A 26,398-nucleotide genomic window follows, 5' to 3' on the forward strand; every position below is an offset into this window, starting at 1 on the left:
GTCAGATGCGGTGGTCAGCGGGTTTAACATGGCTACTTCTGCTGAACTTAAGTTTGTGGATGCGTTCAGATCTGTCGTGCTTCGCGAACGGGGTTTGCTGCCATATCATTTCAAATTCACTGGACCAAGTAACGCCATCGCTATCGACGCAGCTCTGGAGCTCTCGCGCAAAGTCACGGGACGTCAGAATATCGTCTTGTTCACCAGTGGACAGAGCGGCGTGAGTCCTGGATCCATTGCTCTGCGCGGTGGCCGGCTTCGACGTACTGGCGTTGACGTGTCTCCACGCGGACTAGGTCTTGTCCCGTTCGACGGCTGTGTTGGGCCCGTCGTTAGCACAACCGACCAATTGCGAAAGTTTGTTGGTTGACCGGTACAGCGGCATTGATCGGCCAGCTGCCATTCTGGTCGAAGCTGTACAGCGAAACAGTGGCATGAACGTTGCTGGCAAAGAGTGGTTAAGGTCGATCCAGGCAATTGCGAAAGAGACTGGCGCCGTTGTGATACTAGACGAAACGGAAGCGCTGTGGTCGGACAGGCCAATTTTTTAGTTTCGAGTTCGCAGGCTTATCGCCGGACATCATTATGATGTCGAGTTCTCTGAGCGGCTGTGGTTTGCCGTTGTCAATGCTGCCGACTAAAGATGAGGTCGACCATACTCGGCCTGTGGGTACGGAAAAGACTGACCTTGCGTTTGCGGCTGCAGCCGCTGTCATAGATATCTATTGGCGCGACTGCATCCTCTCGGGGGAGGTGCAGCGCTGGGAGAGCTTGCGCGCTGCCGGCTCAACGCCATTGCATGCTACTACGGGAGCAGCTTTTCTGTTCCGGGGAGGGGGCTAGCGTTGGGACTTGATTGCCAAACATCGGAAATTGCAGAAGCGACCAGACGCAACGCCTTCGCGAGAGGTCTATTTATTGAACGATGCGCTTCGGTTGGTGAGGTCATACAATTTTTGCCGGCACTCACGATTGACAGCGAGACTCTCAATAGGGGCCTTGAAATCTTTGAAGAGGCCTTGGCAGAGGCCCTGGATCAAAGAGGGACTTCGAGGCCTAAATCCCAGCGGGATAGAGACAATGATGATGTGACCTGACCTGGCACTGAACTGCGTGTCGCCATTTTGTCCGCAGAGTAGGGGTGAGCAATGGACGTCCGGATCACGCAGCCGATGTCCTTCGGTGAGATGGGCGGCATCGGAAGTGGAGTGGTGATGCTGGAAAGGGTCTGCAAGGAAGCGAAGGTTGCGCACATGTGACAGAAGGGCAGAACTCTTTCGAATGAAGAGCAGTTTGGCCGAAAAATACATGAGACGCGAGCCGGTACTGGATGCAAACTCAACGGGAAGTCAAAGCATCGAAATATCGTGAGCCGTTGTAGACGGGCAGGACGACTAAAATGATTATGCTGCGTGCGGCGCGGCTCAGGTAAAGCCTGGTGAACGAGTCCTGTGTTCCTCGAGAACTGCAAGCTGAAGCGAAAGAAGTTCGCGTTCGGCTTGCCCAGTGGTCCGCCCAACAAGACTTGCGAGTTGTTGACTTCGATCAGGTCGATGTGAACGCCACCAGTCTCGTTTCATCTCGCGCGTACATGCGTACGAGCGTACTCGTCCGAGGACGGCCGTCTTGCGGGTTTTTCCGACCTGTAGCTGACTGTCAGTATGGATATCCTTACTGATAGTCGCCAAGTGTGTCATTCGGCCTGCAATATTGGCTCTGACTCACTTTTGATGAAGTTCAAGCGCCGGCTCGCGTTGGTTTCATAAAGGAATCAATATGATGCAGCGAGCCCTACGTCCGTCGGCCTTGGTCCCTCGCGGGTTTGAAGTGGAAAGCGCCTTCTGTGATGGCGCTACGACCGTGATCACCGTACGTCCCACGAGCGGGACGAGTCTCTGTCCCGGATGCGGGACCAGTTCTGCGCGGATCCATAGCCGATATCAGCGGCGCCTCACCGATCTGCCGCTGGCGGGGCGGCAGGTTCGCCTGGTGGTCGTGGCGCGCCGCTTCCGCTGCGTTACGGTTCTGTGCGGTCGGCGCATTTTCACCGAGCGCTTCGATGACGGCGCTCTGGCACCGTGGGCGCGGCGAACGACCCGGCTCGATCTGATCGTCCATCACCTTGGCCTTGCCTTGGGCGGCCGCCCGGCGGCGAGTTTTGCCCGTCGACTTATGCTGCCCGTGAGCAACGACACATTGCTTCGGGTGGTTAGAAGGCGCGGGTGTCCGCCCTTTGCTGCGCCGAGCGTTATCGGCATCGACGATTGGGCCTGGCGGCGCAATCAGCGGTACGGAACGATCATCTGCGACCTCGAGCGGCGACGACCGATCACTCTCTTACCCGACAGAGAGCCAGCCACTGCGCAGGCCTGGCTCGCGGGGCAACCACAGATCGCTGTGGTCGCGCGCGACCGCGGCGGCGGTTACGCCCTTGCTGTGGCCAAGGCACTCCCGCACGCCACCCAGGTCGCCGACCGTTGGCACCTCATGGAGAACGCCAGCCACGCCTTCCTGGATGCTGTTCGCAAATCCATGCGCCAGGTCCGCATCGTGGTCGGCTCCGCCACCATAAATCCCAACTTATTGACCGCCGCCGAGCGCATTCAATATGAGGGCTATCTTCGGCGAGAAGACACCAACTCGGCAATCCTCAAACAGGCTGAGACGGGCGTCTCCATAAAGGAGATCGTACGGCTCACCGGCCATAGCCGGGGCCTCATCCGCAGGGTATTGCGAGGTCAGCGATCCGACGTGTTCAGGGTGCGCGAGAGCTCGCTCGAGCACTACCTGCCATGGCTCGATGTTCAGTGGGCCGCTGGTCATTGTAATGGCGCCGACCTGTGGCGTTGCCTCAAGGCGCAGGGATTTAGAGGCTCGGTGCGAGTCGTTGCCGAATGGGCGACACGCCGTCGGCGTGCCGAAATGCCCGATGCTCAGAGCCTGCAGCGCGTACCGTCCGCGAGAACTATCGCCCGCCTGATGACCAATGGCCGCGATACGCTATCAAAGTCAGAGACCGTCACCATTGCGGCGATTGAGCAAGGCGTTCCTCTCCTGGTGGAAGCTCGAGAGATCATAGCCGCTTTCCATGCGATGATCCGCAAGAAGGCTCACGGAGAGCTTGAACCATGGCTGGAACGAGCATGCGCAAGCCTCGTCATGTCTTTCGCCAATGGCGTCATCAAGGACAAAGCCGCCGTCAGCGCAGCGATTACGACGTCCTGGTCCAACGGACAGACCGAAGGCCAGATCACCAAACTCAAACTGGTTAAGCGCCAAATGTACGGGCGCGCCAAGCTCGACTTGCTGCAGGCTCGGCTAATCGGCGCCACATGACCAGTGCTGCACCAAAATAGCGTCAGAGCCAAAGTTGCAAGCCGATTGACAGTCGTATACGTACGTACGAGCGGCATCCACCACTTAGCCTGTAGAGCGCCCACAAGAAAAGGTAGTACGACATTCATTGTCCAGAGCGTATCATTTGATCGTTATAACGTGCGAGGTAACTCATGACGGTCGACGAGCGTGCGGCAGCAATGTGCGCACGCTTTCCGGTGCATGTCTCACGGTCCATTCCAATATACGACACCATGGCCGCCCAGAAAGATATCAACCTGTTCATGGGGTTCGATTTTCATGAATATGTCTCAATTACCCAAGCAATTCCGACGAAAGGGCGAACATTTCCAAACTTTCGGCCTGATCGATCGACTATTCGCCCAGGCGAGGGATATTGGGTGGTCGGCCTCGACAAGAACAACGACGTCGTACTTACAAATGCTACACGGCTGTATGACCTTTCTCACAGTAACTTTGCGGAGCATCTTCGGTCGCTGAAAGCATTTTACAGTGACCCGATCGTCCAGGCACATATTAATGACTATTGCGCTTGCATCGCCCCTACCGCAGAGGAGATGGCTGGAAGAATAGCCTACAATGGGGATCTTTGGGCGCGCAGAGATTTCAGGGGTCAGGGTGTCGCGAGGATGATAGCCCGAGTTACACACCGGCTATCGTATGCTATTTGGGCCCCCGATTTCTTATGCGCGCTTGTAGCTCGCTGGCGAGTGGATAAAGGACTTCCACACTACCCTCATCATGAACCCGGCGGATCGATCTTGCGGCTTGTTGAAGAGGATATTGCTGAGGATAATTGGCTAGTGTGGGTAACAGGTGACGAGCTAAAAAGTGAAGTCGACCATTGCTGCAAAGATCTTTAGCCGCGCCAACATTCGCTGCGTGGTCTGACACAGCACGCTATTGAATGGCTGCAACCATGATTCATTGGCTACGACGGGGCTCGTCGACGGCGTGCGCAGCCGCAGAGGCGCCTTTAGAAATGGAACTGCACTGTACGCCTTCTCGTTCGGCTTTCATCTCCCAGAAGCGAGGCGGGACTGTGGTGAATGCAAAGATAGACGAAGTCCAAGCCGGCGCCGGGGCTCGCCTCCGCATCATCGATTTCGTACCACCTGAGATTATCGCCCCTCACGGCAGCAAGCTGCAGGTCTCGTGTTTCCACGAGATTAGGAAAGAAGCTTCTCGGTATTGGCTTGGGTAGCTCCGGCTCCGACATCCGCAGAGTAGACGGGGATAGCCGCAATAGATTCATCGCCTTGTAAAGAGGAGGGCCATCCCCAATGAGATTTCTCGCGGTTTGCTTTAAACGAAATTTTGAAATGAAGCCAAGATGGGACAGCAGGACCCCTAATCCCTGTGTCCGCTCATGGAAGGGGGCGACAGCAGCCGCGTCGGGCGCTTCACTGATGATCAGCTACCGCAATACATTTTCCGGCGAGTTCAACCGATCGCTGCAACACATTCTGCGAACTTCTCAGCCGGCGTCTGATAGAGCAAGGTCTTTCTCGGCCTTTCATTGAGCTGCCTTGCGATGGCACTGAGCTTGGCCTGGCTGTGCAAGGACAGATCGGTGCCACGCGGAAGATACTGACGCAGCAATCTGTTGGTGTTTTCGTTGGACCCGCGTTGCCAGGGAGATCGAGGATCACAAAAGTAGACCTCGACCTCGGTGGCCAATGTCAGGCGTTTATGGTCTGCGAGCTCCTTGCCTCTGTCCCAGGTCAGCGACCGGTAAAGTTCGCTAGGCAATCGCTGCGATTGCTTGATCAGTGCCGAGACAACGCTTTCGGTATCCTTGTTCGCAACCTTGACCAGCATCACGTAGCGAATGGCGCTCGACAAGCGTTGCGACATAACTATTCCCCGATCCACCGATCAGGTCGCCCTCCCAATGGCCCGGCACCGCACGATCTTCAACCGACGGCGGTCGCTCGCTGATGGATACGGCGTTCTTGATCTGGCCGAGCCCGTTTCGTTTCATGCTGGCGTGCCTGGATCGGCGGACCGTGCGCCTCGCCCTCAGGTGCTCAAGAAGCTCCTTTTTCAGCACGCCGCGCGCCTGAATGAATAGGCTCCGATAGATCGTCTCGTGTGACACCTGCTTTCGAGGCTCCCTCGGATATGTGCGCTTGAGCCAGCCGGCAACTTGCTGAGGGGACCATTGACGCCGCAGCAAGGTCGATACTGTCCGCCTCAAGAACGGACGGCAAGCCAGCTTGCAAAGCTTGGGACGCCGCGCTCGATCCCAGGCAGCCTGATCGGGCCGGGCTGCCCGATAGCGGTCCGACCCGCCATTGCGCTGGACTTCACGGCTGATGGTTGACGCAGATCGTCCCAAGTGGGTCGCTATCGACCGAAATGAGCAGCGCATGCTGAGCCATCGAGAGATTTCCTCTCATTCAGAAAGACTGAGTGTCTGCTTGGAACGGCGTCGATCCGGAGGACGAATTCCGCCCGTTGGCGAGATCACCGAGAAGACAGAAGAGGACTCCCGGTCAAACCGGCGCCCGATCGCGCTCATCGGCTCCCCAGCCTGCCAGCGATCCCAGATCTCAGACCGTTGGGCTGCCGAGTAATAAATGCGACGTCGCTGTTTCATATCCACACTCCATCCTCGATAAAGATTAGAGTGTTGCGCTGACCAGTTGAACCCGCCCCTCAAAGAAGACGTTCCCCTCAATGAGAGGGTGGTCCCCGGAAAGGAGCGCGTCACGCGCCAACCAGAGCGAATAGGTCCTCCCATTATGGTCGTAAACAAGGGATTCCACGTACTTGATCGCAACACCGCCAAAGCGGCTGCCACAGACATTTTGGATCGCCTCTTTGCGATACCCGACAACAATTGTCACCTGCTCCACGCCGGCACGCCCAAGGCTGATGTAGCGCGTTGTGCAGGATGGGAGCTCATTAATTTGGACGAGGGGGGCAGCTCCGTTAGTGCCCGCAGACGAGAGCCCAGTCCAGCGGAAAGAATGAGCGCATGCCTGGGAGCATTCAGAGGCGTTTCAATCGCTCTCTTCATCCCGAGTGTCGCTCCTCGAGCGTGAACGCCTTCGTTCGGTCCTCCAGCAAACGTATCAGACCACCTGGCTGATTGAAAGTGATAGGTATGAGTCGACGCATAGACTGGCATCGGTCGGTGTGTGTGCTTCCTTGAGCCGCAGGGCGAGATGTTTTGCGATGTCCAGGGCGTCTCCGGAGTGCGTCGCAGCCCGTTAGGTGACATTGGAGCGGGACCGAGGTGCACGGGTAGCTTTTGAAGAAGGCAAACTCAGGTGCCAAACCCTGCTGTCCTGGGCTATCCGGGCTGCAGATATCGCTTCTCGGACGCGGCGAGTTCGTCATATCTCAGGAGTTCGAAAGTCTCGCTGAGCGGTGCAATATGAGATTCAATGCTGGCAGCGCTCTCCTGAGCTGCGATGCTATCGCAAATGCGCCGCATTGCAGCTGCCGCAGCTCGCATGGAGTGATTGGCCCAAACGAGACCATGGAGATGCACGCATCGCGATAGGCGGAGACTGGCGTTCGATAGTATGTCGTCGGGACGATCACGACAGAAAGCCGGGTCCGCGACTCGGTGACGAACGAAAGAATCTTTGTCCGCGGTACTTTTTCGCGAGTGAAAAGACAGCATCGGCTCCTGCATCCGCATAGGCATGAGCACGCAAGATAGCATCGTTCAATCCGTGACCGGCGATCAGCGCTTCGATCCTGGCCACGAGAAGAAGGTGTTCCGCGACCGCATCCTTCACAGCCCGCAGACACCCGGAGAATTCATCGATATCGGCGAGGGGATGCCGCTCACCAATGAGCGAGTTCATCTTCGGGAAGCAGCTGTCCTCAAGCGACACGTCCGCCGCGCCAGCCTGGCAAAGCTTGCGTGCAAGGAGGCGGGGTTGAAATTGCCGAAGCCCCCATCCCCGTCAACGAGCACAGGTAGCTCAGCCGAATCCACGATGCGTTCGACGCTCTCGACGAGCTGGCTCCATGAAGCTTCGTTGGCATCGCGAAAGCCCAGCGAGCTGGCAATCGACAAGCCAGACGCCCAGAGCCCCTTGAATCCCGAACGCTCGGCCATCATGCGCCTCCATCAGAAACGAGAGCGCACCATTCGAACAGACCTCGGCACGAAGCCTTTCGACAGTCGATGGCCGCGTGTATTGATGAGCTGCGGTGGGCCGAAGGGCTTGTGGTTGAAACTGCATGCACAAATCCTACAAGGCCGAGCTTCGATTGACGCAAACGTCGCTGTTCATATCCTTTTGGATTGACGGCGATCAATGACCAGCTTTGGTGGTTCGTTTTGACGTAAAGGGCATGCATGATTGCCAAGCATTGACGTGAAACGCAAAGTCGTCGTTATGAGTTCATGGGCGTTGATCCCGCTCTCTGGCGCGAGGAACGCTTAGTGAAGGGGCGATATTTCACACAAAGTGTGATATCGACCGCTACGATTGTCGTAATGCGGTTGTGGCGTTTACGACATTGTCGAGAGCTCCTCGAATTGGCCGGCTTGAGATGGCAGCCTCGCGATGGTGGAGCCGCTATCTCCGAAGAACTCGCTCCGATTCGGCGAGAGTGTGCCTGGGCGACTGGAATGGTATGGCATTTGCTAATGCCGTTCTTGTTCTCTCAAGCCCAGGAGAAAGTCATGGCGGATGTCGATGAGAAAGAGGTTGTGCTGTCGGAACGGGAAAGACAGTGTTTGCGATGGGTCGAGAAGGGGAAGTGGAGTTCGCGTGATAGACTTCTCGATGGGGTGGGCAGGATCGTTGTGTACGCGCATCCTGGCCGATCTTGGTGCGGACGTCATCAAAATCGAGGCGATCGAATATCCGGACTGGCGGCGTGGCGTTGACCGACGCCCAGCTTTCATCGAAGATAAAATGTACGAGCGGGCGCCATGCTTCTGCATCATGAACCGCAACAAACGCGGCATTACACTCGACCTCACCCAGCCACGAGGTCTCGCTCTTGTTAAGCGCCTTTTGACGAAAGCTGATATTGTCGTCGATAATTATTCAGTAGATGTCCTGCCGAAGCTCGAATTAGGTTGTGATGTGCTCCGATCGCTCAACCCTCGACTGGTTAAGCTGTCGATGTCCGCGTTTGGCGCGGATAGTAGGTGTCGCGATTGTCGGGCCTACGGCTCGACTCTCGAGCAGGGCTTGGGCTTGCCGGGCGTAGTCGGAAAGTCCAGCATGCCGCCCGTGATCAGCCACGTTGCTTTCGGAGATGCTATCGGCGGCTTGAACGGCTGCGCCGCAATTCTGATCGCGCTGATTTGTGCCCGTGATGCCGGGCAGGGGCAGCTTATTGACCTTTCCCAGATCGGATGCATGCTGCCATTTGCGGCGCCATGGCTCGCTATCCACGCGATCGACCCTATGCCGCCGAAAAGGTACGGCAATCGACATCCGCAGTTCGTGCCTCACGGCCGCTTTCGATGCGAAGGCGAGGATAACTGGCTTATGATAGCCGCCACTGACAATGAGATGTGGCAGAGGCTGGCCATTCTTATTGGTCGACGAGACTGGGCCATGGACCTGTCGCTTAATTCTGCAGAAGCCCGCCGTAGCATTGAGGACAACATCGAGAACGCTATCGAAGCCTGGATGCGCACCCGTGATGCAGATCAGGCGATGTTCGGATTACAGTCGGTAAGCATTGCGTCCGGCGTAGCTCGGCATCCAATCGACCTGCTTCAGGATCCCCATCTAAGGTCGCGCGGATTTCTGCAGCAAGTCGAGCGCCCTTTCATCGGCGCGCCTCTACAGTCATCAATGTCGACCCGCGAAGGGGTCGGACCTTATACGATTCGTGCGGCGGCGCCGACCCTGGGGCAGCACAATAGCGCGATCCTGACTGGGCTTCTCGAGCTCTCCGATAGCTATGTTGCAGAGTTGGCGGGAAAAGGCATCATCGGGACGACAATGCTCTCCGAGGGACGTTAAAGAAGAGTGCGTCTTCAGGATAACCGATGTCCGGGAGCGGCTGTCGTGTGTGATGATCGCGGCAACGATCTCGCGTCCTGAGCGAAAATCGTGATGGGATCATGGAAAGGTTCACATGGACGGCGCAAAAAGTATCGGTGACATGGTCTCATCCAGCCTGTGCCGATCTCTCACCGTGTCGCGGCGCTTCAAGCGAGCAGCCGTGGGAGCCTTGAAACATCAGCTAAGCGAGCGTGCCATTATGTCAGATCGATCAGGTCCAAACCGCGTTATCATCGTGCTGTTTGGCGGGCTTCGACCCGATCTTGTTAGTCCATCGCGGACGCCGAACCTAGATAAACTCAGGCGCCGCGGTGCTACGCTACCGCGGCAGCGCACCATCTATCCCAGCGAGACCCGGGTTTCACTGACGAGCCTGATTACTGGCGCGACGCCGGATCGTCATGGCATCGTCGGCAACAGGTTTGTCGACCGCCTGGCCACATCGCCGCGCTTGATCGATACCAGCGACGACCGCCTGGTCGAGGACCTTGATGCCGCGAGCGGCGGCCATCTGGTCGGCGCGCCGTCGCTGGGCGAGATCCTCGCAGCGAACGGCAAGACCTTTGCGGTTCTCGCCTCCAATTCGGCCGGAGCAACTCGCATGCTGAACCACAAGGCTCGATCCCTGAGCCAAGTGACGCTCTCGGGTCATTTCGCTCGCATCGCGACGTCGGCCGCACTGCTCGAAAGGGTCGAGGCGCGGCTTGGGCCGACGCCCGCGCCGACGCCTCTCGGTACGCCGGATCTTGCCGCTCAAGCCTTTCTAACTTCGGCGTTACTTGACGAGGTCTGGCCTCAAATTCAGCCCGATGTCGCAATTCTCTCCTTCGGCGAGCCGGACACCTCGTCGCATCATTGCGGAATTGGCGCGACGCCGACGCTGGAGGCGATCCGCTTTCTCGACCGCCAGTTCGGCCGGGTGCTGGATTGGTGGGAATCTGAAGGAGCGCCCAAGGGCGTCCATCTTATCGTAGCATCTGAACATGGCCATGTCACGGTGCACGCGCAGGCTGATCTCTTGGACACGTTGAAGGCGACTGGGATGCGTTGTGGCCAAGTGCCAGGACCGGGGGTCGACGCGGTCGTCATATCGGGGCAGGTTGGCGCCATTTACCTGACGGAGCCATCCGACCGCGCCATCCGCCGCCTGGTTGCGGCAATGATGGAACGCCCTTGGTGCGGACCGGTTTTTACGGCCGCTAAGAGCGGGGAGGATGGGATCGCCCCAGGTAGCCTCGCCCGTCATCTGGTCTTCGCCGATCATCCCCGGTCGGCTGACATATTGTTTTCGTTTCGTGGAGACGATGGTCTCGATTCCTTTGGCTTTCCCGGCCGCTGCTGGAGCCCGAATTCGCCGGTTGGGCTCGGTGTGCACGGCGGGCTGCACTCCAAGGAAATGTCGTCGCTCGGCATTCTAGCGGGCCCGTTGATCAGAAGCGGCGTGGAATCGCATGTGCCTTCGGGCATCTGCGACTTCGCGCCGACCGTGCTCAGCCTGCTTGGCATTTCGCGACCGTCCACGATGACCGGCCGCGTCCTCGCGGAGGTCCTTATCTTCGGTGCCGAGGATCCTCCAGCCATCGAGATGGTTCATAAGGCGAGAGCCGGTGGATACCAGCAGGACCTGCGTCGCGTGCAGGTCGGTGCGACAATCTACGTCGATTCGGCGGATGCTTCTTCACCCAATTACCGCAGTTGATCGTACGCGAGGGTCGATCACGACTCGTGAAAAAACGCCGCTGATCTACTCGTGCCTGTCTTCCGTCTGATGGCTGCAACTGTAAGCGTCAAGCAGGGCGGGCGACTCAGATTGCCTCGGCTATTGGCTGTCCAAGGTCGCGCTGGGCAGCAATGGTGGCGGATTTGAAACAAGAAAGCTGTGCCGCTCTGCGCGCGGATCAACGCCATATCGATCCGGATGAGCTTCCTCGGTCGACGATCTCCATCGCCTTTGTTGAACAACAACACCTGTGTTCCGCAGAGCAAACGCCATGAGTAGGGCGCCTCCTTGCCGTGCTTCGACAATCCCATTGGCACCATGGCGACAACGCCCCGAAGCACCGCGTCCCCCTCCAAGAAGTGAAGAATGGAAATCTCTTGTAATCGTGTGTTAGTCCGTTGGTTCGACTACGACAGCCCCAGTCGGTCAACGGTTTGTCGACAATCACCGAAACAAGACTACTAATGTTGGTGCCGTCTCCCTAAACGCGCGACGATGATCGCCTCGCCAATCGACACTTGATGTCGTCCTCGGTGGTGATGCCGACTTCGGCCTTAGCCGGGTCTCAACGCCGCTGTACCTGGCCATGTCAGCCAGCGCGGTAGCGCAGGAAGGGCAATTGTCAACTTGTCGCAAGATCAAGCGATTGGTCGTTCGCGCTCGGCCTTCAAGCATCCGTCTCGAAGGAGTAAACTTAAGTTCCTTGGAGCGAGATTCGGCGTCGCCTGGACGTGTTTAGCGCGAAGGCGCGATCGATGGCTCAAGGCTCAGGCTGAAGCATCGATCGTGATTCATTGGCTCCGACGAGATTCGGAGATGGTGTGTGCGCGGCGGCGACAATCGAACGGGTGAGCTGTTTAGCTGGAGGCGCGGGTGCGGCGTGATCGTCCGCTGCGAGCGATCCGGACGATCGTGAACGAGGCGCTGGCGGTGCTGGGAGCGCGAGTTTGCCGCGCTCTATTCGCCGATTGGGCGGCCGTCGATCCCGCCGGAGAAGATGCTGCGGGCGATGCTGTTGCAGGCGTCTTATTCGGTCCGCTCCGAGCGGCTTCTGGTGGAGCGGTTAGAATACGACCTCCTGTTCCGCTGGTTCGCCGAATCGGCGTCGACGACGCGGCCTGGGACCATTCGGTGTTCTCGAAGAACCGCGACCGGCTGCTGGAAGGCGACATCGCGGCGAAGTTCCTGGCGGCGGTGCTGGCGCAGCCCAGGGTGGAGAAGCTTCTATCGAGCGATCACTTCTTGGTCGATGGCACGCTGATTGAGGCCTTGGCCTCGATGAAGAGCGCGTCAGGGAGAAACGCTCGAACGACACCCACGCCTCGACTACCGATCCCGATGCCAGGCTCTACCGCAAGGGCAAAGGCAAGGAGCCAAAACTGTGCTTCATCGGGCACTGGCTGATGGAGAACCGCCACGGCCTGCTCGTCGACGCCTGCCTCACGCTGGCGGACAGGCATGCCGAGCGGGTGGCGGCGCTGCACATGATCGAGCCTTATGCTGACCGGCGGACGGCGATCACGCTCACGATGCAAAAGACTTCGTCAAGTTCCGCAGGCTGCCAGTAAAACCGCGGGATGATTTGTACCGTCACTTTCACCTTCGCCTTATCGCGCGGCTTGCGCGGACGCATAGGCAGGACAAAGGTGGCGTGATCTTGGCCAGCTCCTCGTTAGGTTGGCGAGCTCATAGCGACAGATGGCGGTTACGCCGATCTCAGAGCGTCCCAGCCGATCGCCGTCGGCCCGCCGATCGCCCGCCAAGCATTAACGTGCATCGCAATCCAGTCAGCTACCGCTTGCGACCAGCGCGCCGTGGCAAACGTGCGGTTGGATGCTCCAGCAGGCGACGAAGACATGGGCCAGCCGCTGCGGGCCGGTGGCGGCGTCGAACACAGGCACGTAGTCGCTCGCTAAGCCGATGAACAGCTTCTCTCCAGGCTCGAACGCCTGGCGCACTCGGCGAGATCATCTGACTCCACTCCGATAGAGGTGGCAGAATCGGCTGTAGCCAGCGGTCGGGGTGCTCCGCGCGATATTCATCCATACTGTAGATGCATCCCATCAAAACTATGCATTTTACAGCTCGTGGAGCCTCCATATAGGACAGGTTGAGGGCGGCTGGGGCCAATCTAAGGGAGCAACTCTCGAATGAAAAAATTGGCTTTTGTAACTGCGAGCGCCGTGGCGCTTGCAGCGGCGGTACCCCCTGTCGTCCCTGACGTTGCCGCGCAACCGGTCAACACCAACGGGTAGCCAATACACACTACCCTCAATGCGATGAGATGCCCTTAAGGCTTCTGCGACCTCATTTTCTGTATAGCCGACCCGCATTGTACGGCGCCAGGAATTGAGGACTGATCAGTCTTTTCGAGAAGGGATGCTCTGGTTCATCAGGGCTCGCCGTCACAGCGTCTGAGACAAATTGACGGTTTGGCCGATGAGAGATTTCTGGTTCATCGTAGCCGCCAGAAGCATCGATGAAATAGAAAACGGACCGGGGCAAGTGCTAGCAGAACGAGTACCAAAAGACATTCGGCGCCAGAACACGCCGGAATATCCTTCGGAAGAGAAGATGCTATCGTCCAGGAAGGCCTGCAGGGCGACGAGAATCTCTTTAGCGCTCAGCCGGCCGAGGTATTGCCGCCTCAATGTACATGGCGGGTTCAAGGAGTTCCTCGGGGCCGATAGACATCGCCTGGCGGCGATACGACGTGTGTGGCAACTTCTGGCGCGGTGAAGGATCTGCGTCGTGAGACGACGGCGCCAAAGGAAATCGGTGGCCGACCTTACGCTAGGGAACCGGTCGCCCAAAAAAGGATGAACGGGGATGGGGAGGACGAGGCATGAGATATCCTGCGTCCGAGGAAAACCGAATCCTCTAGCTGGTGGAGCAATCGCATTTCTGGCCAGGCGGGACAGGTCTTGGTATCCCACGCGCCACATTCTATCGCTGGTATGAGGGTTACCGGGAGGGCGGCAGCGACATGCTGACCGATCATCGATTTCGACCGGAGCGGGTCTCGGCGAAGACGAGAACTGGCTGTCAGACGTCGCTTTTAGAATGGACCCCGAGGACGGCCTCATCTGGTCTTCGGTCTCGGTGACCACGACATCATGGCGTTCACCGACTACGGCAGCGAGAACCTGGTGGAGCTCATCAGGATACACAAGGACAGCCTGAACTCCTCAAGCGCTGACATCGGTGGATCCATTGTCCGCCCCCGGTGAGGTTTGCGGCAGTTGCGAAATTGATGTGAGCGGCTTGGGCAGCAAGTACAAAGCTCATGCGTGAGGAGTGTTATTTCTTTCTGCTACGTGGGGGTACGGGCTTTCGGCCCTTACGCAACGGCTTGGGAGCCGTCGCCCCTTTGGGTGGCTGAAGAAAGAATTCAGACAAATGAACCCCAAGCGTTTCCGCGATACGGTCGAGAAGATCGATCGTCGGGTTCTCCGATTGCTGCTCGATACCGCCCATATAGGAGCGGTCGATCCTGGCATCGTATGCCAATCGCTCTTGCGAAACACCGCGATCTACGCGGATCCGGCGCACATTCCAGGCGACAAGCGCACGAGCTTTCATGCGCTAAAGCAGCCATTCCGACGGCCATCAAACCACTGGCTATAACCATACTATTGCGGTACGTTCGCCCAAAATGCAGATCAGCAGAGTCCGTAATCCGAATGAAGGAGCGGTACTGGATTCAGAAGGCGCGCCGAATCAGCCTGTGCTGACGAGCTACGACGAACTGCGTCCCATTTCCGCCTCTTGATTCGAAAGGCTGGACGACAGTTCTGCTGATCGAGCGGAACGGGACTGCGATCAAATGCATTCTGGCGATGGTCGGAGCGAACGAATTGAAGGGAACGACGGCAGTCACCGCTGTTAGGTATATTGACTTTGGCAAGAATGCTCCTGCAGGCCGCGACAATCGGCTCTCTACGAAGAGGTTCTGAATACGGCTACCGTCCCTAAAATCGAGGCTTCTCAATCTGGTAGGACTTTCAGGCCGTGCCGTCCGATCCTAAGATCGCAGATTTCGCGCCTAACGCGCCGCAGCTCACGCCATATGACGAGCAACATGCCGTCACGTATATGCGTCTACTGGATGCCGAGGCCGATAACGCTGATTGGCGGGACGTTGCGCGCATTGTGCTTGGTATTGATCCCACCCTGGATCCGGATCGCGCCCGCCGTACTTTTGAAAGCCATCTGGCTCGCGCCAAGTGGGCGGCACGTCATGGCTTTCGGCAGCTCCTGCAGCGCGGTTGGCCGAAGAGTGAGGAATAAGTGCGTTCGAAACGGACGTCCCTTCTGGTGATGACCGATCGCAAAATTAGATCGTCATATCGCGCAAACTGCATCAATCGCGAAGACCTGCATTGGGTCAACCAGAAATAGTCACATTCGTCGGGCTGCAATTCCCTGCATGTGCGTTATGAACATACGGGGAAAGTGGTGCGATGCCAGGTGCTGACTGGAGATCAGAGAAGGCCTATCCCGATGCCAACAAAGCAGAGGCCGCGGACATAGCTTGGGAGTGGCTACGCCGCAACGGCGAGTACCAACGAGACTATTTGGCTCTCGCCATGAGCGAACGATCCGACGCGATGCCGGACCATTTCCGGCAGCAGTGGGGACTGTCTTTTCGCAGCTGATCCGCAAAAGACCTTCGACCAACAAGCCATTTTCTGGGCGCCCGAGGTGCTCGCGACCGTGCTGCCCTTGCGCGCGGCTGTCCGCTCGGCAGCGTCGTACGATCTGGATTTCAGAAAACAGGCGGGTAGCGAGCTTCGCCATGCGCCGGATGGATGGCATGCCATCGTGGCGCTCGGAGGAGCAAAGCATCGCCTGTGGCTAACAGAACTTCCACCGAGCGGCTCATCGCTTGCCGTCGACCTGCCGTTCGACGGCAGTTTCGAGGTTCGTTTGCTGGCAGCACATCGTTTTTGGCTGGCGCTCGAACGGCGCCCCATCGGACCACCGCCTCTGACGCTGCCAATCTTGACCCGCCGTCGGCTCATCCTCGCCTTGCGTGCGGTCGATGGGTCATTGGAGGGACACAGCTATCGCGAAATCGCGCAAGGCTTGTTCGGCAAGCATCGCATTCCCGATCGCGGCTGGAAAACGCACGATCTGCGCAGCCGGACCATTCGCCTGGTCAAGACCGGGCTGCTTCTGGTGCGAGGCGGCTATCGCGCCTTGCTCCGTCGCAAGCGTAAAGGCGAGGGCGATCCGTCCTGAGCTTTGGCTGATCGGCTAGCCCGTATCTTACAAAACCATCGTAGTCGGCCGGTTTGAACGCGTTTTGGCAGGGCGCGGGTTAACGCCTTCACTTGCGGGCTGGCCGCGGTGCTCGCAAAATGACGAGCTCGCCGGCAATCGGAACAGTCAGCATGTGCAAATGGATACGCTAAGATTCCAAAGATTGATCAAACGTCCGCCATCACGCAAATACGCGATTAGGCGGCTTTCGAAATTGCGGCCTTCTTACAGAGCCGCGCCACCCATCGGCAAAAGGCGCGAGCGACTTCGAGATTGTCACTTCGGTCCACCGCATAGGCCCGATATTGCATGCCGCTTGAAGTACGCGATCCCGGTATCACATGGAGCGCCCCTGTACGCACGAGATCGCTCACAATGATTTCCGGCGCCACCAGCAGGCATTTCCCGGTTATGACGGCGGGCAAAGCAAGGTAATTATGATCGTATCGCGCCCCCGACTTGATGTCCTTCGCGGTCAAGTTCATGGCTCTGAGCCAGGTGGGCAGTATGTCGGCCCGCGATGTGATATTCAGAATCGGCATTGAGCGGGCAGTGGAGAGCGTTTTTCCCATGACGTGATTTGGAGAGCCTACGCACACGAGCATCTCATTGTAGATCGCCCAATCGTCGGCCGGTTCAGCGACACAAAGATCGCGGGTAAGCAGGATGTCGAAATTGTCGGAGGATCTCGGTGGAGACAATGAGCTGATCACGTCGACGACGACGCCGCCCATCTCGGCAGAGAACGCCTGGAGATTCGGTATCAGGAAGGAGTAGGCGAAGGTGGAAAGAGAGGTGTGGACTACGATTCGATTGGCGTCCGTTCGGTTCCTCCGCCGCATTCTCTTCGCGGTGAAACACACTGTGTCAAGCGGTTCGGCCACGGCGTTCGCAAAGAGCCTTCCAAATTCTGTCAATTCACTGCGTCGGCCCCGCCGTTGAACGAGATCCGTGCCAAAGTAGTCTTGCAACACAGCCAAATAGCGGCTGACCGAGCTCTGTGTCGTTCCCAATGTGCTCGCCGCACGCGTGACGCTTCCCTCGCGCGCAATGGTCACAAAGACCCGGATAGCATTGAGGGGCACTTCATTGTGTTCGGCAGCCATTTTCTGCTCCGGTCGCTTCTGGGCTCTCCGCTGATTGTCACGGCGGGCCATTGCCAGAAGCTCCATCACATTATTCGATGTCTATAGCCGGATTGCCGCTTATAAGTGATATCTCGCGCACAAAATCTGCCTTCTCGAGGATTCGTGCAATCTGGCTCGGCGACTTCGATTGCTGTCGACGGCTTTCTAAGAGGTGATCTCCAGGTGCCGGCAAGGGGGATGACTGCTGATGTCGCGATCGACATCGAGGGCCGTCGAGATGACAGGCCCGAGACTTCTTAGGTGCGTTCAGGATTGCGTGCGAATCAGAGCTCGCTGCTGAGTGCCGTCTCAAAATCTCGCTGGCAGGTGTCAGTTCAGCGTTCAGCGAAGGAAGCGAGCTTCAGCCGCCTTGACCTCGTGCATGTTCTGGATTCTGAAGGTCTCATCCACGGGCAGAATGTCCTTATGGACATTCTGGACGCCACCGTCAGCGATGATCCGGCGGAAGGTCTCCTGCATGGCGGTTGCAGCCGCGCGAATGCCGTAATTGCCATAAATTATCATGCGGATGTTGCCAAGCATTTTGACCCGTTTGGCGTCGAGATCAGGATAGGCGTTCGGCACGATCACCAGCGGCACCGTTCCGGTCCAGGCGCGCGCAAAGCTTTCGATCTCGCAAGGAGTCTTGCTTTTCGAATGGATCAGGATCATGTCCGCGCCAGCTTCCATATAAGCATGTGCCCGATGCAGGGCCTCCACTTCGCCGAGGCTGGCGATCAAGGCTTCCGTGCGGGCGATGACGAGGAAATCCGGATCTGATCTTGCCGTGATGGCAGCCTCGATCTTCCCCTGGAATTCCTCAATGCGCAACAGGTGCTGGCGGGCCTCGGCAGCAAGGCTCGTTACTTTTGGAAAAGTCTTGTCCTCGATGACAACGGCACTGGCGCCGGCCCGCTCATATTCCGTGATAGCGTGAATGACGTTAATCGCATTGCCATAACCTGTATCAATGTCCGCGACGATCGGAAGCCTCGTGCGTCCGGCGATCGCCCGCAGCATGTCGAGATGTTGTGTCATTGAGATCAGGCTCATATCAGGCAGCCCATAAAGCGCAGACAGCTCGAAGCCGGACGCCCACACTCCGTCGAATCCGGCTTCTTCAGCGAGCATCGCTGAGAATGGGCTGCGGGCGGCCATGACGTGGACAAGGCCAGTCTCGGCCATGCGGGCACGAAGGCGTTTGGCAGAGGACATCGGAAAATCCTTCAGGAGGCTCGCGCAGGCGGCGATGATCCGGTCGCAGGCGCGCGTGAGGTCCTGGAGCGAGGAAGCATAGGAGATGCGGATATAGGGCGAAGCCATGAAGCCGCTGCCAGGCACGACAGCCACGGCGAAAGCGTCGAGCAGATCACGGCAAAATCACTGTCGGTCTCGATCATCTTGCCGTCGGGCGTGCGCTTGCCAATGACCCCCGCGCAGGAGGGGAAAACATAAAAGGCACCGTCCGGCACACGGCAAGCAAGCCCCTTGGCCTGGTTCAGCTTGGCGACGACAAGGTCGCGGCGCTCCAAAAACGCGCGCACGAACTCTTTGATATGGTCCCGCCTCCCTGACAGCGCCTCGAGCGCGGCATGTTGAGAAATCGAGCTGGTGTGCGAAGAGGTCTGGCCCTGGATGAGGTTCATGGCCTTGATTAGCGCCAGAGGTCCGGCACTATACCCGACGCGCCAACCGGTCATCGCGTCAGCTTTGGACACGCCGTTGACTGTTAAGGTGCGCTCAAAGAGATCCGGCGCGACTGCGGCCATTGTTGCGAAGTCGGCGTGATAGGTGAGCTTTTCATAGATGTCGTCGGATAGCACATGCACATGGGTACGCTCGTGCAACACCGCAGCGAGCGCGAGCAAATCACCTCGGCTGTAGGCTGCGCCGGTCGGATTGCATGGCGAATTCAACATCAACCATTTGGTGCGCGGCGTGATCGCCTTCTCCAATGCTTGGGGGCGAAGCTTAAAGCCATCGAGTTCACTGCAGGCGACGAGCACCGGTTTGCCGCCGGCCAGCGCCACCATGTCGGGATAAGAGACCCAGCATGGCGTTGGGATCACAACCTCGTCGCCCGGATCGAGGCTGGCAAATAGCGCGTTGAACACGACCTGCTTGGCGCCGCAGCCCACCGAGATCTGGTCAATACCGTAATCGAGGCCACGATCGCGACGGAGCATCTCGCCGATCGCCGCCCGCAGTGGCTTGATTCCGGCGACCGCCGTGTATCTCGTCTGCCCGTCGCGGATGGCTCGGATGCCCGCTTCACAGATAGCGGACGGCGTGTCGAAATCCGGCTCACCCTGGCTGAGCGTAATCACATCGGCGCCCTGATCGCGCAGCTCGGCGGCGCGAGCCGTCATGACCTTGGTTTGAGAGGGACGCACGAGCTTGAGCCGTTCTGAAACGAGATACAAGACACAATATCCTTCGCGTTCGAATAAGCGGTTTCGTGGGGATCTATCCGAACGCGAGCGATCAAACTAACCGGGTGATCGCGGCTTTGGATAAAATCATCGAAGATTGCGATAACTGTATCGCTTCTTCAGTGCGGCGCTGTTCGGCGTTCGCAGTGCGTTGCGTCTCAGCTCTCCCTCTTCATCAGCCTGCGCCAGGAGTGCCAACCATCGCATCTTCGCAAGCTTACATCGACTTATTCGATTAATGTCATCCTGCCGTAGCAGTTCAGGTTTTTAACGTCGCACACAATCGCGGATATGCCTGATGACACAAGCGCCCAATTTCGGTGGTCCGCCAAGGTCAGTGCCCGATCTGAGAATTCGCGGGCGTGGCATTCGTATGAATGGAAGTGGAACCGGAGACGGTGATGACCCATATCGATCTGACGCGACGGCAAGCCATCGCAGGCGCCGTTGCCGCAAGCGTGTTGGCCAGCACAGGCGCTGCGGAGGGTGAGCCGAAGACATTGCCGCGTCGCCGCCTCAAGGTCGGCATGTCCGGATTTCCGCGATCCTTCGATCCGGTCATTGCGACCGATACTGCCATTCGCCGGACCATGCCGCAGCTTTCGAAACGCTGATCACCTTCGACCATGCCCCATATGGCGCTACGGCCCGGCTTGGCCGAGCGTTGGGAGCGGATCAATGCGCACTCATTGCGGCTGTTCCTGCGCAAGGGAGTGGCTTTCCATGACGGAACGTCTTTGACGGCCGAAGATGTCGCCTTTAGTCTTGGTCCTGACCACCTGCTCGGACCTGGACGCAGCGGAATGTCCCAGGCGCTTCAGTCGCTTGTTCGGCTCGAGAAATTCGAAATGGTTGATCCTTTTACCGTCTTCGTGCATGCCAAGGGCGGCGACGCGCTCCTCGAGCAGCGTCTGGCTGTTTGGGGATCGGAGATCGTCAGTCAGCGCGCCTTCGTGGCGGCGGGCTCGTGGGAGCAGTGGACCACAGCCCCTGTTGGAAGCGGTCCTTACAAGCTCGTCGACCACAAGCTCGATATTCGCTGGCTGCCCACGATTCGTATTGGGGCGGTCGCTCCCCCGTTCGATGGCATCGAATAGCGCATCATTCCCAAGCTTTCCGCGCGCGTGAACGGCCTGCTCGCCAGCGAGCGGACCCGGAAAGAGACGGTCTATCTGACACCTGACGCGATCCTGGTTACTGCCGGCAAGATTGTTGCCGGGTTCGGCTACGAAGACATTGAATTCTTGTTTCGAAGTGCTCGCTTTATCAAGGAAGAGACGCCGCCCGCCGACGCGACTGTCGTAGACCAGACTTGGCGCTAGGTGAATCGTAAGGGCGGCCCGGACCGGCGCTTCAACAACAACCGGGAGCTACCGATCGGCCTATATGGTGAAATCGATCTTCGCGCGTCCAACGGAGTGAACCAGCGGATCCAGTGTTCGCGCTTGAAGCAGGCCGAGAGATTTGTCGCATCCCTCACTGCAATGTCTGCTTGAGAATGCGATCGCGATAAGCGCCTCGCAGGGCGCTCCGATGCGCGCCGCTGATCGTGCGTCGGACAGGAAACGCCTCAGGCCGGGAGATTTGCTGAGTCGATGCTTCTCGCGCAAGCCACAAGCTAATTCAGAAACGCCAAAGCTTTGCAGATTCCTCAGGGCTGCCGATCAGCCGATGCGCAGATTTTCGGCGCTCATCTTGCCCGAACGACCAGCCATCAGCTCGTAGCTGACCCGAACGCCTTCCGCGAGATTGGTGTAGCCGGCCTTCTCGACCGCGCTGATGTGAACGAAGATGCCAGCTCCCCGGTCTTCTGGCTGGTGAAGCCGTATCTCTTGGCCGCGTTGAACCACTTCACAGTCCCCAATGCGATTGCATTATTTCCAAACTGAAGTTCCGCGATCTAATCGAAGAACTGCCTGACCATAAGGACGTCCGCGCAACCCCTCGCGTTGAGCGCCCGTCACGCGTCTACAACCGTTTACGCCCAGGACGGTTTCTGCGGGCGATCGGTCGTGGCGGCGCAGCCGGCAATGGCGGTCGCTCATCGCCAGCTGGCTCATCGGCCTGTGCCTCGGGCTGGCCTTGTGCCACACCTCGATCGAGCTTCTCAAGGGCCTCAAGGACCTTCCATCCCTCCTCAGTGATGGTCCAGTATCCCACCTCGCGGTCGATGAGCTTTTGTCCAAAGATATCGAGGTTCGGCTCGCGGCTCGCGATGCGCTTCATGCGCGCTGCCCACTCGGGTCCGCTGGTGTAAAAGATGGCCAAGTGCTGTTTGACGACTTCAAGAGCGGCTCGGCCGCCCGGCTGACCGGCAAGTATCTTCAGTATGGATAGCTGAAAGCTCACATGCGCACGCAAAGATTCAAGGAACTCCCGACGATACCGGCACTAGCCACGGCCGGGTAGCGTACATCAGCGCTTTCAAACGAAAACCTTGCCGGATAAGGCTAACGAGGCAGCACAGTACCGCACTCATATGCAGCCTTTCCTGGACAATCCCGTGCAAGGCCCAGGAAGGGGAAGTCACGATCGACGTCTATGGCTTCCTAACTTGTGCCACCAATGTCGAGAGCACGTCATTTTCCAAGGTGCCAAGCCTGGGATCGAGGCCACGCAGCTCATCAATGTGATTGCATATCGATGTCTGTGATCCAGTCGAGCAAACGAGTCAATCCCGCTAGGTCCTCCTAACGGATGAAACCACGCTCGTCATGTGGTCGCATCGCCGCCCTCTCGCCGGTGAGCAGGCGATGCCGGTTGTCATACTTGCGACGTGCTGTCGATCTCCCGACAAGTCCGCTTGCAGAAGAGCGAGCATCTATTCAATTCGCCGCAGTTGGCATGGGCTTCGAAGAGTGAGATGGGCGGCGTTGAAGCGCGAGATCCCATCGATTGCTCAGGAGTGCAGGGATGGCTTGCGGGATGATAACTCTTCAGTTCGTGGCATGGATCGGGTCCGACTTCGGGCCTCCAATCTTTGGCATCAACGCAGTGGCCTGCGCATGAATCGCCTCTATGATCGACCTGGCTCCATCCCGATGCGCGCCGTTTCCATTGCACGATTGCGGTGATTGGCCAATTCTGGCGCGGCATTTGCAACCTCTCCTTGGCGCTTATTGCATGCGAAAATGGGCGCCGCGTTGGTCGAAGCCCAGCGGCCAAGCCGTGGTCCGTTTTTGCGTCTAAACGTGCGGTCGCACGAGGCTGCCCGCGAGCAGCATCGCAGGCTGACCGCGAATTCACGTCAGAACGTAATACTCCGTGACAGAAGCGGTATTTCGTTCGCCGACGCAAACGGCGGCCTGATGATATGGACAAGATAGCCAAGACAAAGCCGGCATTAATCTCGCGACCAGAAGGGACGAGACGGGCGGCTATCCGTCGCTTCTCTATCGAGCTCGGCGAAACCGCGAAGCTCGCGTTGCCAATGGTGCTGACGCAGGTTGCGCAGGTTGCGATGATGACGACTGATCTTGCCTTCATCGGGCGTATCAGCGCTGAGGCGCTCGCCGCGGCAGCGCTGGCAGGCCGGCTCTATCTCATTAGCGTCACATTCGGCGTGGGACTACTAAGTGCCATCGCGCCTTTGGCGGCGCGGGCGTTTGGGGAAAATAATCTAGGCGCGGTACAGCGCTCGCTGCGCATGGGCCTATGGCTGGCCCAGATCCTGTCATTCCCGATCATTGCTGTGGCGCTGCGAGCAGAGCAAATACTGCTTGCCTTGGGGCAGACCCCAGATGTGGCGCAGCTCGCCCAGCAATACCTCTTCGGATTAGCCCTCGGCACGGCTCCGGCACTGGCGTTTTTGGCTATCCGTAATTTCATGGGTGGGGTCAATCGGCCACAGCCAGTCTTCTGGATTACGCTATCCGCCATCCCCCTCAATGCGTTGTTGGTCTATATTCTGGCCTATGGGAAGCTTGGGCTGCCCCGGTTGGAGCTGTTCGGGGCAGGTCTTGCGACCACGCTGGTCAACTGCGGCATGTTTTTGGCGGGCTTGTGGTTCGCTGCACTGCGCCGGCCGTTCCGTGAGTACCATGTGCTTGCGGATCTCTGGCGTTTCGATTGGCGCGCAATGCGGCAGCTCATCGCATTTGGGACGCCGATCTCCATCGCTTCATCGATCGAGTCGGGACTATTTGTAGCCACGTCGCTCGTTGCGGGCTCGATCAGCAACAGCGCACTGGCCGCTCACCAGATTGTTGTTCAGGTTTCCTCGACCCTGTTTATGATTTATCTCGGCATTGGGACGGCCGCTGCCATGCGCGTTGGCCATGCCGCCGGCCGCGACGACCGTGCAGGCGTCAAGCGGGCGAATCTGGCGGCGATGTTGCTCGGTATGGTCATAGCTACAACGCTAACGCTTACGTTGATCACCGTGCGTTTTGAGATCGTGGAGCTGTTTCTGGGCAGAGCGGCTCGCGATTCGGAGGCAACGATCAGCCTCGCTGCAACGCTCCTCATCGTCGGCGCAACCCTCTTTATCACTGACGCCGCCCAGTGCATTACGGCAGGCGGCCTGCGCGGGCTGAAGGACACGCGGGTGCCGCTGCTGTTTGCGACTATTGCTTGGTGGCCGATCGGCTTTTCCCTCAGCTATTGGCTCAGTCTGAAGATCGGTTTGGGCGCCGTCGGTATATGGATTGGCTTGTCGACCGGATTCACAATCTATGCGGCGATCCTCGTGCTGCGGTTCCGCCACTTAGCAAATCGCCCTCTCTGATGCGCGCGCATCACTGATGCCCGCGGCGACGATATGCCGGGGTGCTTGCCCGTGCGGTTGTGAACCGGGGCGAAGGCTCGGACTGAAAATTGAAGGTTTCGCGTCACGGCGCGACTGCAGGGATAACAATAAGACATGGTAACTTGACTAGCATCATATTTTCGATCATTTCATTTCAAAAAACGATAGCCAAAGTGGTTAGCTCGTTTGAGTGCGAGTAGGAATCCTCAAGGCGTCCCTGGCGATTTGCAGGCTTTCCAACATGTCACTTCTGCCAGAATGGCTCAACGGATCCCTCCCTTCGAGAGCAACGCCGGCAAATCGAGCAGCCCAGCGGCGCGCACCCGGCGTCGATACGATCACGCTTAGTCAGGGCATATCAATTTTCGAGACGCCGACCGGTGTCTGCGAGCGCCACAGCTGTGAAATGCCAAGCACACGAGATGCATCGCATTCGCAGGAAGCAAGCCGCCAGGCGAAACGATCCGCCGGCAGCATCAGTCACGCTTCCTGGCTCAATCGCGACGTCGACCAGATCACGATCGGCTAGGGCTGCCGAGCAGCTTCTCCTGGACGCGGCATTTGCTACGCTTGCTTGCGGGGCCGTGCTATCGACGGCTTGCTGGACATCCTACCTGACGTCCTCGCCGGAATTGGGCGATCCTCGGGGCCTGTGATGATTTCGGTGTCTTCACGCTGTGCCCGCAGAGGTGCATCAGGCGATCATGATCAGACCAAACCACTGACGCCGCAGCCTCCAGTTTTAGACAAGCCGGGCCGATCTACAGCTGAGGAGAGCTGCTGGCGCTCGCACGCCGCTAATCCCGGCTCGGGAGCGGCCGTCGCGCTGGCCGGGCTTTGGTCAGCATGGCTGGGAGCGCCATACCCGCATTGCGCTCGTGCTAGCGATCAGCCTCGGCTCCAAGTCGATGGCGCTGGGCTGCGCCAGCCCGGTCCTGGTCGCTCCCAGTCCGCTACGTTCCAGTTAGACGAAAGTTTTACATGTTCGACCGACCGATCCGGAATCGGGTTCTCATCGTGCTGTTCGATGGGCTTCGACCCGATCTCGTCAAACCATCATTGACGCCGAAACTGGTCAGGCTCCAGCGCCGCGGTGCTGTGCTGGCCAGGCAGCGCACCGTCTCGCCCAGCGAAACACGAATAGCGCTCACGAGCCTCGTCACTGGCGCGACGCCGGATCGCCACGGCATCATTGAGATCAATATCTCGACAGGCAGTCGCCCATACCGCGCTCTGTCGACACGAGCGATGCGCGCCTGATCGAGCACCTTGATGCCGCGAGCAAGGGCCATCTAGTCGGTGTGCCATCACTTGGTGAGATCCTCGCGGCGAACGGCAGAACCTTCTCAGTCCTCGCTTCCAACTCGGCGGGGGCAAGGCGCCTGCTGAACCATAAAGCTCGAAAGCTCGGACAAGTGACGCTCTCCGGCCACTTCCCTTGCATCGCGACCTCCGCCGAGATGCTCAGACGAGTGGAGACCCTGCTGGCGCCGACGCCTGCGGCGTCCCCCGCCGGCAACCCAGATCTTGCCTCTCAAGCCTTCCTGACTTCAGCGTTCCTCGACGTAATCTGGCTTCAAATTCGGCCCGACGTCGCAATCCTCTCCTTCCGCTGCTGGTCTCGCATATCTTTTCAACCGTACGAGGTACGTCCTGTCCATCATCGATAAAGATCTCTGCGAGCGCACGACCGGTCATCGTTGCCCGTCGCGAAAGGCCCAGAAGACCGAGCACTGTCGGCGCAATGTCGC

17 protein-coding genes and 5 pseudogenes are annotated in these 26,398 nt (G+C 58.4%); 12 read left to right on the forward strand and 10 right to left on the reverse strand.

Features of this window, described 5'->3' with window-relative positions; genetic code table 11:
• Positions 1-1,779 precede the first annotated feature (1,779 nt).
• Positions 1,780-3,336: an ISL3 family transposase gene (locus IVA74_RS18565; protein ID WP_247347021.1), complete on the forward strand. Its 1,557-nt coding sequence runs from the start codon at positions 1,780-1,782 to the stop codon at positions 3,334-3,336.
• A 173-nt stretch (positions 3,337-3,509) separates the two neighbouring features.
• The gene (locus IVA74_RS18570) at positions 3,510-4,220 is read left to right on the forward strand and encodes a hypothetical protein (protein WP_247346959.1); all 711 of its coding nucleotides are present in this window, start codon (positions 3,510-3,512) and stop codon (positions 4,218-4,220) included.
• A gap of 580 nt (positions 4,221-4,800) precedes the next feature.
• On the opposite strand, the pseudogene IVA74_RS18575 reads toward IVA74_RS18570, so the two are convergent.
• From IVA74_RS18575 to IVA74_RS40880, 3 genes and pseudogenes are all read right to left on the reverse strand, one after another.
• Positions 4,801-5,749 (reverse strand): annotated as a pseudogene (locus IVA74_RS18575) (IS30 family transposase).
• 1,159 nt (positions 5,750-6,908) lie between these two features.
• Positions 6,909-7,220: pseudogene (locus IVA74_RS40875) on the reverse strand (isocitrate lyase/phosphoenolpyruvate mutase family protein); the annotation flags it as partial.
• On the reverse strand, positions 7,178-7,441 hold the full coding sequence (locus IVA74_RS40880) for an isocitrate lyase/phosphoenolpyruvate mutase family protein (protein WP_346730954.1): 264 nt from the start codon (positions 7,439-7,441) through the stop codon (positions 7,178-7,180). The gene IVA74_RS40880 and the pseudogene IVA74_RS40875, both read right to left, overlap by 43 nt.
• 658 nt (positions 7,442-8,099) lie before the next feature.
• Here IVA74_RS40880 and IVA74_RS18585 point away from each other — a divergent pair.
• From IVA74_RS18585 to IVA74_RS18595, 3 genes and pseudogenes are all read left to right on the forward strand, one after another.
• Positions 8,100-9,314 (forward strand): CoA transferase, encoded by a 1,215-nt coding sequence (locus tag IVA74_RS18585; RefSeq protein ID WP_247346960.1) that lies wholly within the window; start codon positions 8,100-8,102, stop codon positions 9,312-9,314.
• A gap of 115 nt (positions 9,315-9,429) precedes the next feature.
• Entirely contained in the window at positions 9,430-11,055 is a 1,626-nt protein-coding gene (locus IVA74_RS18590; protein ID WP_247346965.1) for an alkaline phosphatase family protein, read from the forward strand.
• A gap of 844 nt (positions 11,056-11,899) precedes the next feature.
• Positions 11,900-12,602 (forward strand): annotated as a pseudogene (locus tag IVA74_RS18595) (IS5 family transposase); the annotation flags it as partial.
• Between the two features lie 261 nt (positions 12,603-12,863).
• On the opposite strand, the gene IVA74_RS18600 reads toward IVA74_RS18595, so the two are convergent.
• Together IVA74_RS18600 and IVA74_RS18605 are read right to left on the reverse strand one after the other, a co-directional pair.
• Positions 12,864-13,034 (reverse strand): hypothetical protein, encoded by a 171-nt coding sequence (locus IVA74_RS18600; protein WP_247347023.1) that lies wholly within the window; start codon positions 13,032-13,034, stop codon positions 12,864-12,866.
• Positions 13,035-14,376: 1,342 nt separating this feature from the next.
• Complete coding sequence (locus IVA74_RS18605) at positions 14,377-14,658, reverse strand: helix-turn-helix transcriptional regulator (RefSeq protein WP_247293715.1); 282 nt, start codon at positions 14,656-14,658, stop codon at positions 14,377-14,379.
• Positions 14,659-15,087: 429 nt separating this feature from the next.
• On the opposite strand from IVA74_RS18605, the gene IVA74_RS18610 reads away from it, so the two are divergent.
• Both IVA74_RS18610 and IVA74_RS18615 read left to right on the forward strand, forming a co-directional pair.
• The gene (locus IVA74_RS18610) at positions 15,088-15,366 is read left to right on the forward strand and encodes a DUF2285 domain-containing protein (RefSeq protein ID WP_247346980.1); all 279 of its coding nucleotides are present in this window, start codon (positions 15,088-15,090) and stop codon (positions 15,364-15,366) included.
• Positions 15,367-15,780: 414 nt separating this feature from the next.
• Complete coding sequence (locus IVA74_RS18615; protein ID WP_247346982.1) at positions 15,781-16,320, forward strand: DUF2285 domain-containing protein; 540 nt, start codon at positions 15,781-15,783, stop codon at positions 16,318-16,320.
• Between the two features lie 218 nt (positions 16,321-16,538).
• Here IVA74_RS18615 and IVA74_RS18620 read toward each other — a convergent pair whose 3' ends face one another.
• The 3 genes and pseudogenes from IVA74_RS18620 to IVA74_RS18630 form a co-directional block, all read right to left on the reverse strand.
• On the reverse strand, positions 16,539-17,447 hold the full coding sequence (locus tag IVA74_RS18620; RefSeq protein ID WP_247346984.1) for a LysR family transcriptional regulator: 909 nt from the start codon (positions 17,445-17,447) through the stop codon (positions 16,539-16,541).
• 363 nt (positions 17,448-17,810) lie between these two features.
• Complete coding sequence (locus tag IVA74_RS18625; RefSeq protein WP_247347022.1) at positions 17,811-18,683, reverse strand: isocitrate lyase/phosphoenolpyruvate mutase family protein; 873 nt, start codon at positions 18,681-18,683, stop codon at positions 17,811-17,813.
• Positions 18,684-18,752: 69 nt separating this feature from the next.
• Positions 18,753-19,891: pseudogene (locus IVA74_RS18630) on the reverse strand (pyridoxal phosphate-dependent aminotransferase); the annotation flags it as partial.
• 410 nt (positions 19,892-20,301) lie between these two features.
• Between IVA74_RS18630 and IVA74_RS18635 the strand changes: the two are divergent.
• Genes IVA74_RS18635 through IVA74_RS18645 form a run of 3 tightly spaced genes read left to right on the forward strand, consistent with a single transcriptional unit; the run spans position 20,302 to position 21,222 of the window.
• Positions 20,302-20,514 (forward strand): hypothetical protein, encoded by a 213-nt coding sequence (locus IVA74_RS18635; RefSeq protein WP_247346986.1) that lies wholly within the window; start codon positions 20,302-20,304, stop codon positions 20,512-20,514.
• A gap of 39 nt (positions 20,515-20,553) precedes the next feature.
• Entirely contained in the window at positions 20,554-20,997 is a 444-nt protein-coding gene (locus IVA74_RS18640) for an ABC transporter substrate-binding protein (RefSeq protein WP_247346988.1), read from the forward strand.
• A 27-nt stretch (positions 20,998-21,024) separates the two neighbouring features.
• Positions 21,025-21,222: a hypothetical protein gene (locus IVA74_RS18645; protein WP_247346990.1), complete on the forward strand. Its 198-nt coding sequence runs from the start codon at positions 21,025-21,027 to the stop codon at positions 21,220-21,222.
• 342 nt (positions 21,223-21,564) lie between these two features.
• Here IVA74_RS18645 and IVA74_RS18650 read toward each other — a convergent pair.
• Positions 21,565-21,770: pseudogene (locus tag IVA74_RS18650) on the reverse strand (cold-shock protein).
• A 98-nt stretch (positions 21,771-21,868) separates the two neighbouring features.
• A complete protein-coding gene (locus IVA74_RS18655; RefSeq protein WP_247346993.1) occupies positions 21,869-22,126 on the reverse strand; it encodes a hypothetical protein in 258 nt (85 codons plus the stop codon).
• 1,087 nt (positions 22,127-23,213) lie between these two features.
• Here IVA74_RS18655 and IVA74_RS18660 point away from each other — a divergent pair.
• Both IVA74_RS18660 and IVA74_RS18665 read left to right on the forward strand, forming a co-directional pair.
• The gene (locus tag IVA74_RS18660; protein WP_247346995.1) at positions 23,214-24,626 is read left to right on the forward strand and encodes an MATE family efflux transporter; all 1,413 of its coding nucleotides are present in this window, start codon (positions 23,214-23,216) and stop codon (positions 24,624-24,626) included.
• 1,002 nt (positions 24,627-25,628) lie between these two features.
• On the forward strand, positions 25,629-25,907 hold the full coding sequence (locus IVA74_RS18665; protein WP_247338586.1) for an alkaline phosphatase family protein: 279 nt from the start codon (positions 25,629-25,631) through the stop codon (positions 25,905-25,907).
• Positions 25,908-26,398 lie beyond the last annotated feature (491 nt).

The organism is Bradyrhizobium sp. 132 (assembly GCF_023074185.1).
Taxonomy (GTDB): domain Bacteria; phylum Pseudomonadota; class Alphaproteobacteria; order Rhizobiales; family Xanthobacteraceae; genus Bradyrhizobium.

What these genes read in the sequence shown, in the direction of transcription:
- IVA74_RS18590 (WP_247346965.1), top strand. Translation starts at nt 9,430, where the DNA reads ATGGACGGCGCAAAAAGTATCGGTGACATGGTCTCATCCAGCCTGTGC.
- IVA74_RS18570 (WP_247346959.1), top strand. Translation starts at nt 3,510, where the DNA reads ATGACGGTCGACGAGCGTGCGGCAGCAATGTGCGCACGCTTTCCGGTG.
- IVA74_RS40880 (WP_346730954.1), bottom strand. Translation starts at nt 7,441, where the DNA reads ATGATGGCCGAGCGTTCGGGATTCAAGGGGCTCTGGGCGTCTGGCTTG.
- IVA74_RS18620 (WP_247346984.1), bottom strand. Translation starts at nt 17,447, where the DNA reads ATGGCTGCCGAACACAATGAAGTGCCCCTCAATGCTATCCGGGTCTTT.
- IVA74_RS18565 (WP_247347021.1), top strand. Translation starts at nt 1,780, where the DNA reads ATGCAGCGAGCCCTACGTCCGTCGGCCTTGGTCCCTCGCGGGTTTGAA.
- IVA74_RS18635 (WP_247346986.1), top strand. Translation starts at nt 20,302, where the DNA reads ATGACCCATATCGATCTGACGCGACGGCAAGCCATCGCAGGCGCCGTT.
- IVA74_RS18665 (WP_247338586.1), top strand. Translation starts at nt 25,629, where the DNA reads ATGTTCGACCGACCGATCCGGAATCGGGTTCTCATCGTGCTGTTCGAT.
- IVA74_RS18605 (WP_247293715.1), bottom strand. Translation starts at nt 14,658, where the DNA reads ATGAAAGCTCGTGCGCTTGTCGCCTGGAATGTGCGCCGGATCCGCGTA.
- IVA74_RS18625 (WP_247347022.1), bottom strand. Translation starts at nt 18,683, where the DNA reads ATGTCCTCTGCCAAACGCCTTCGTGCCCGCATGGCCGAGACTGGCCTT.
- IVA74_RS18655 (WP_247346993.1), bottom strand. Translation starts at nt 22,126, where the DNA reads ATGAAGCGCATCGCGAGCCGCGAGCCGAACCTCGATATCTTTGGACAA.
- IVA74_RS18660 (WP_247346995.1), top strand. Translation starts at nt 23,214, where the DNA reads ATGGACAAGATAGCCAAGACAAAGCCGGCATTAATCTCGCGACCAGAA.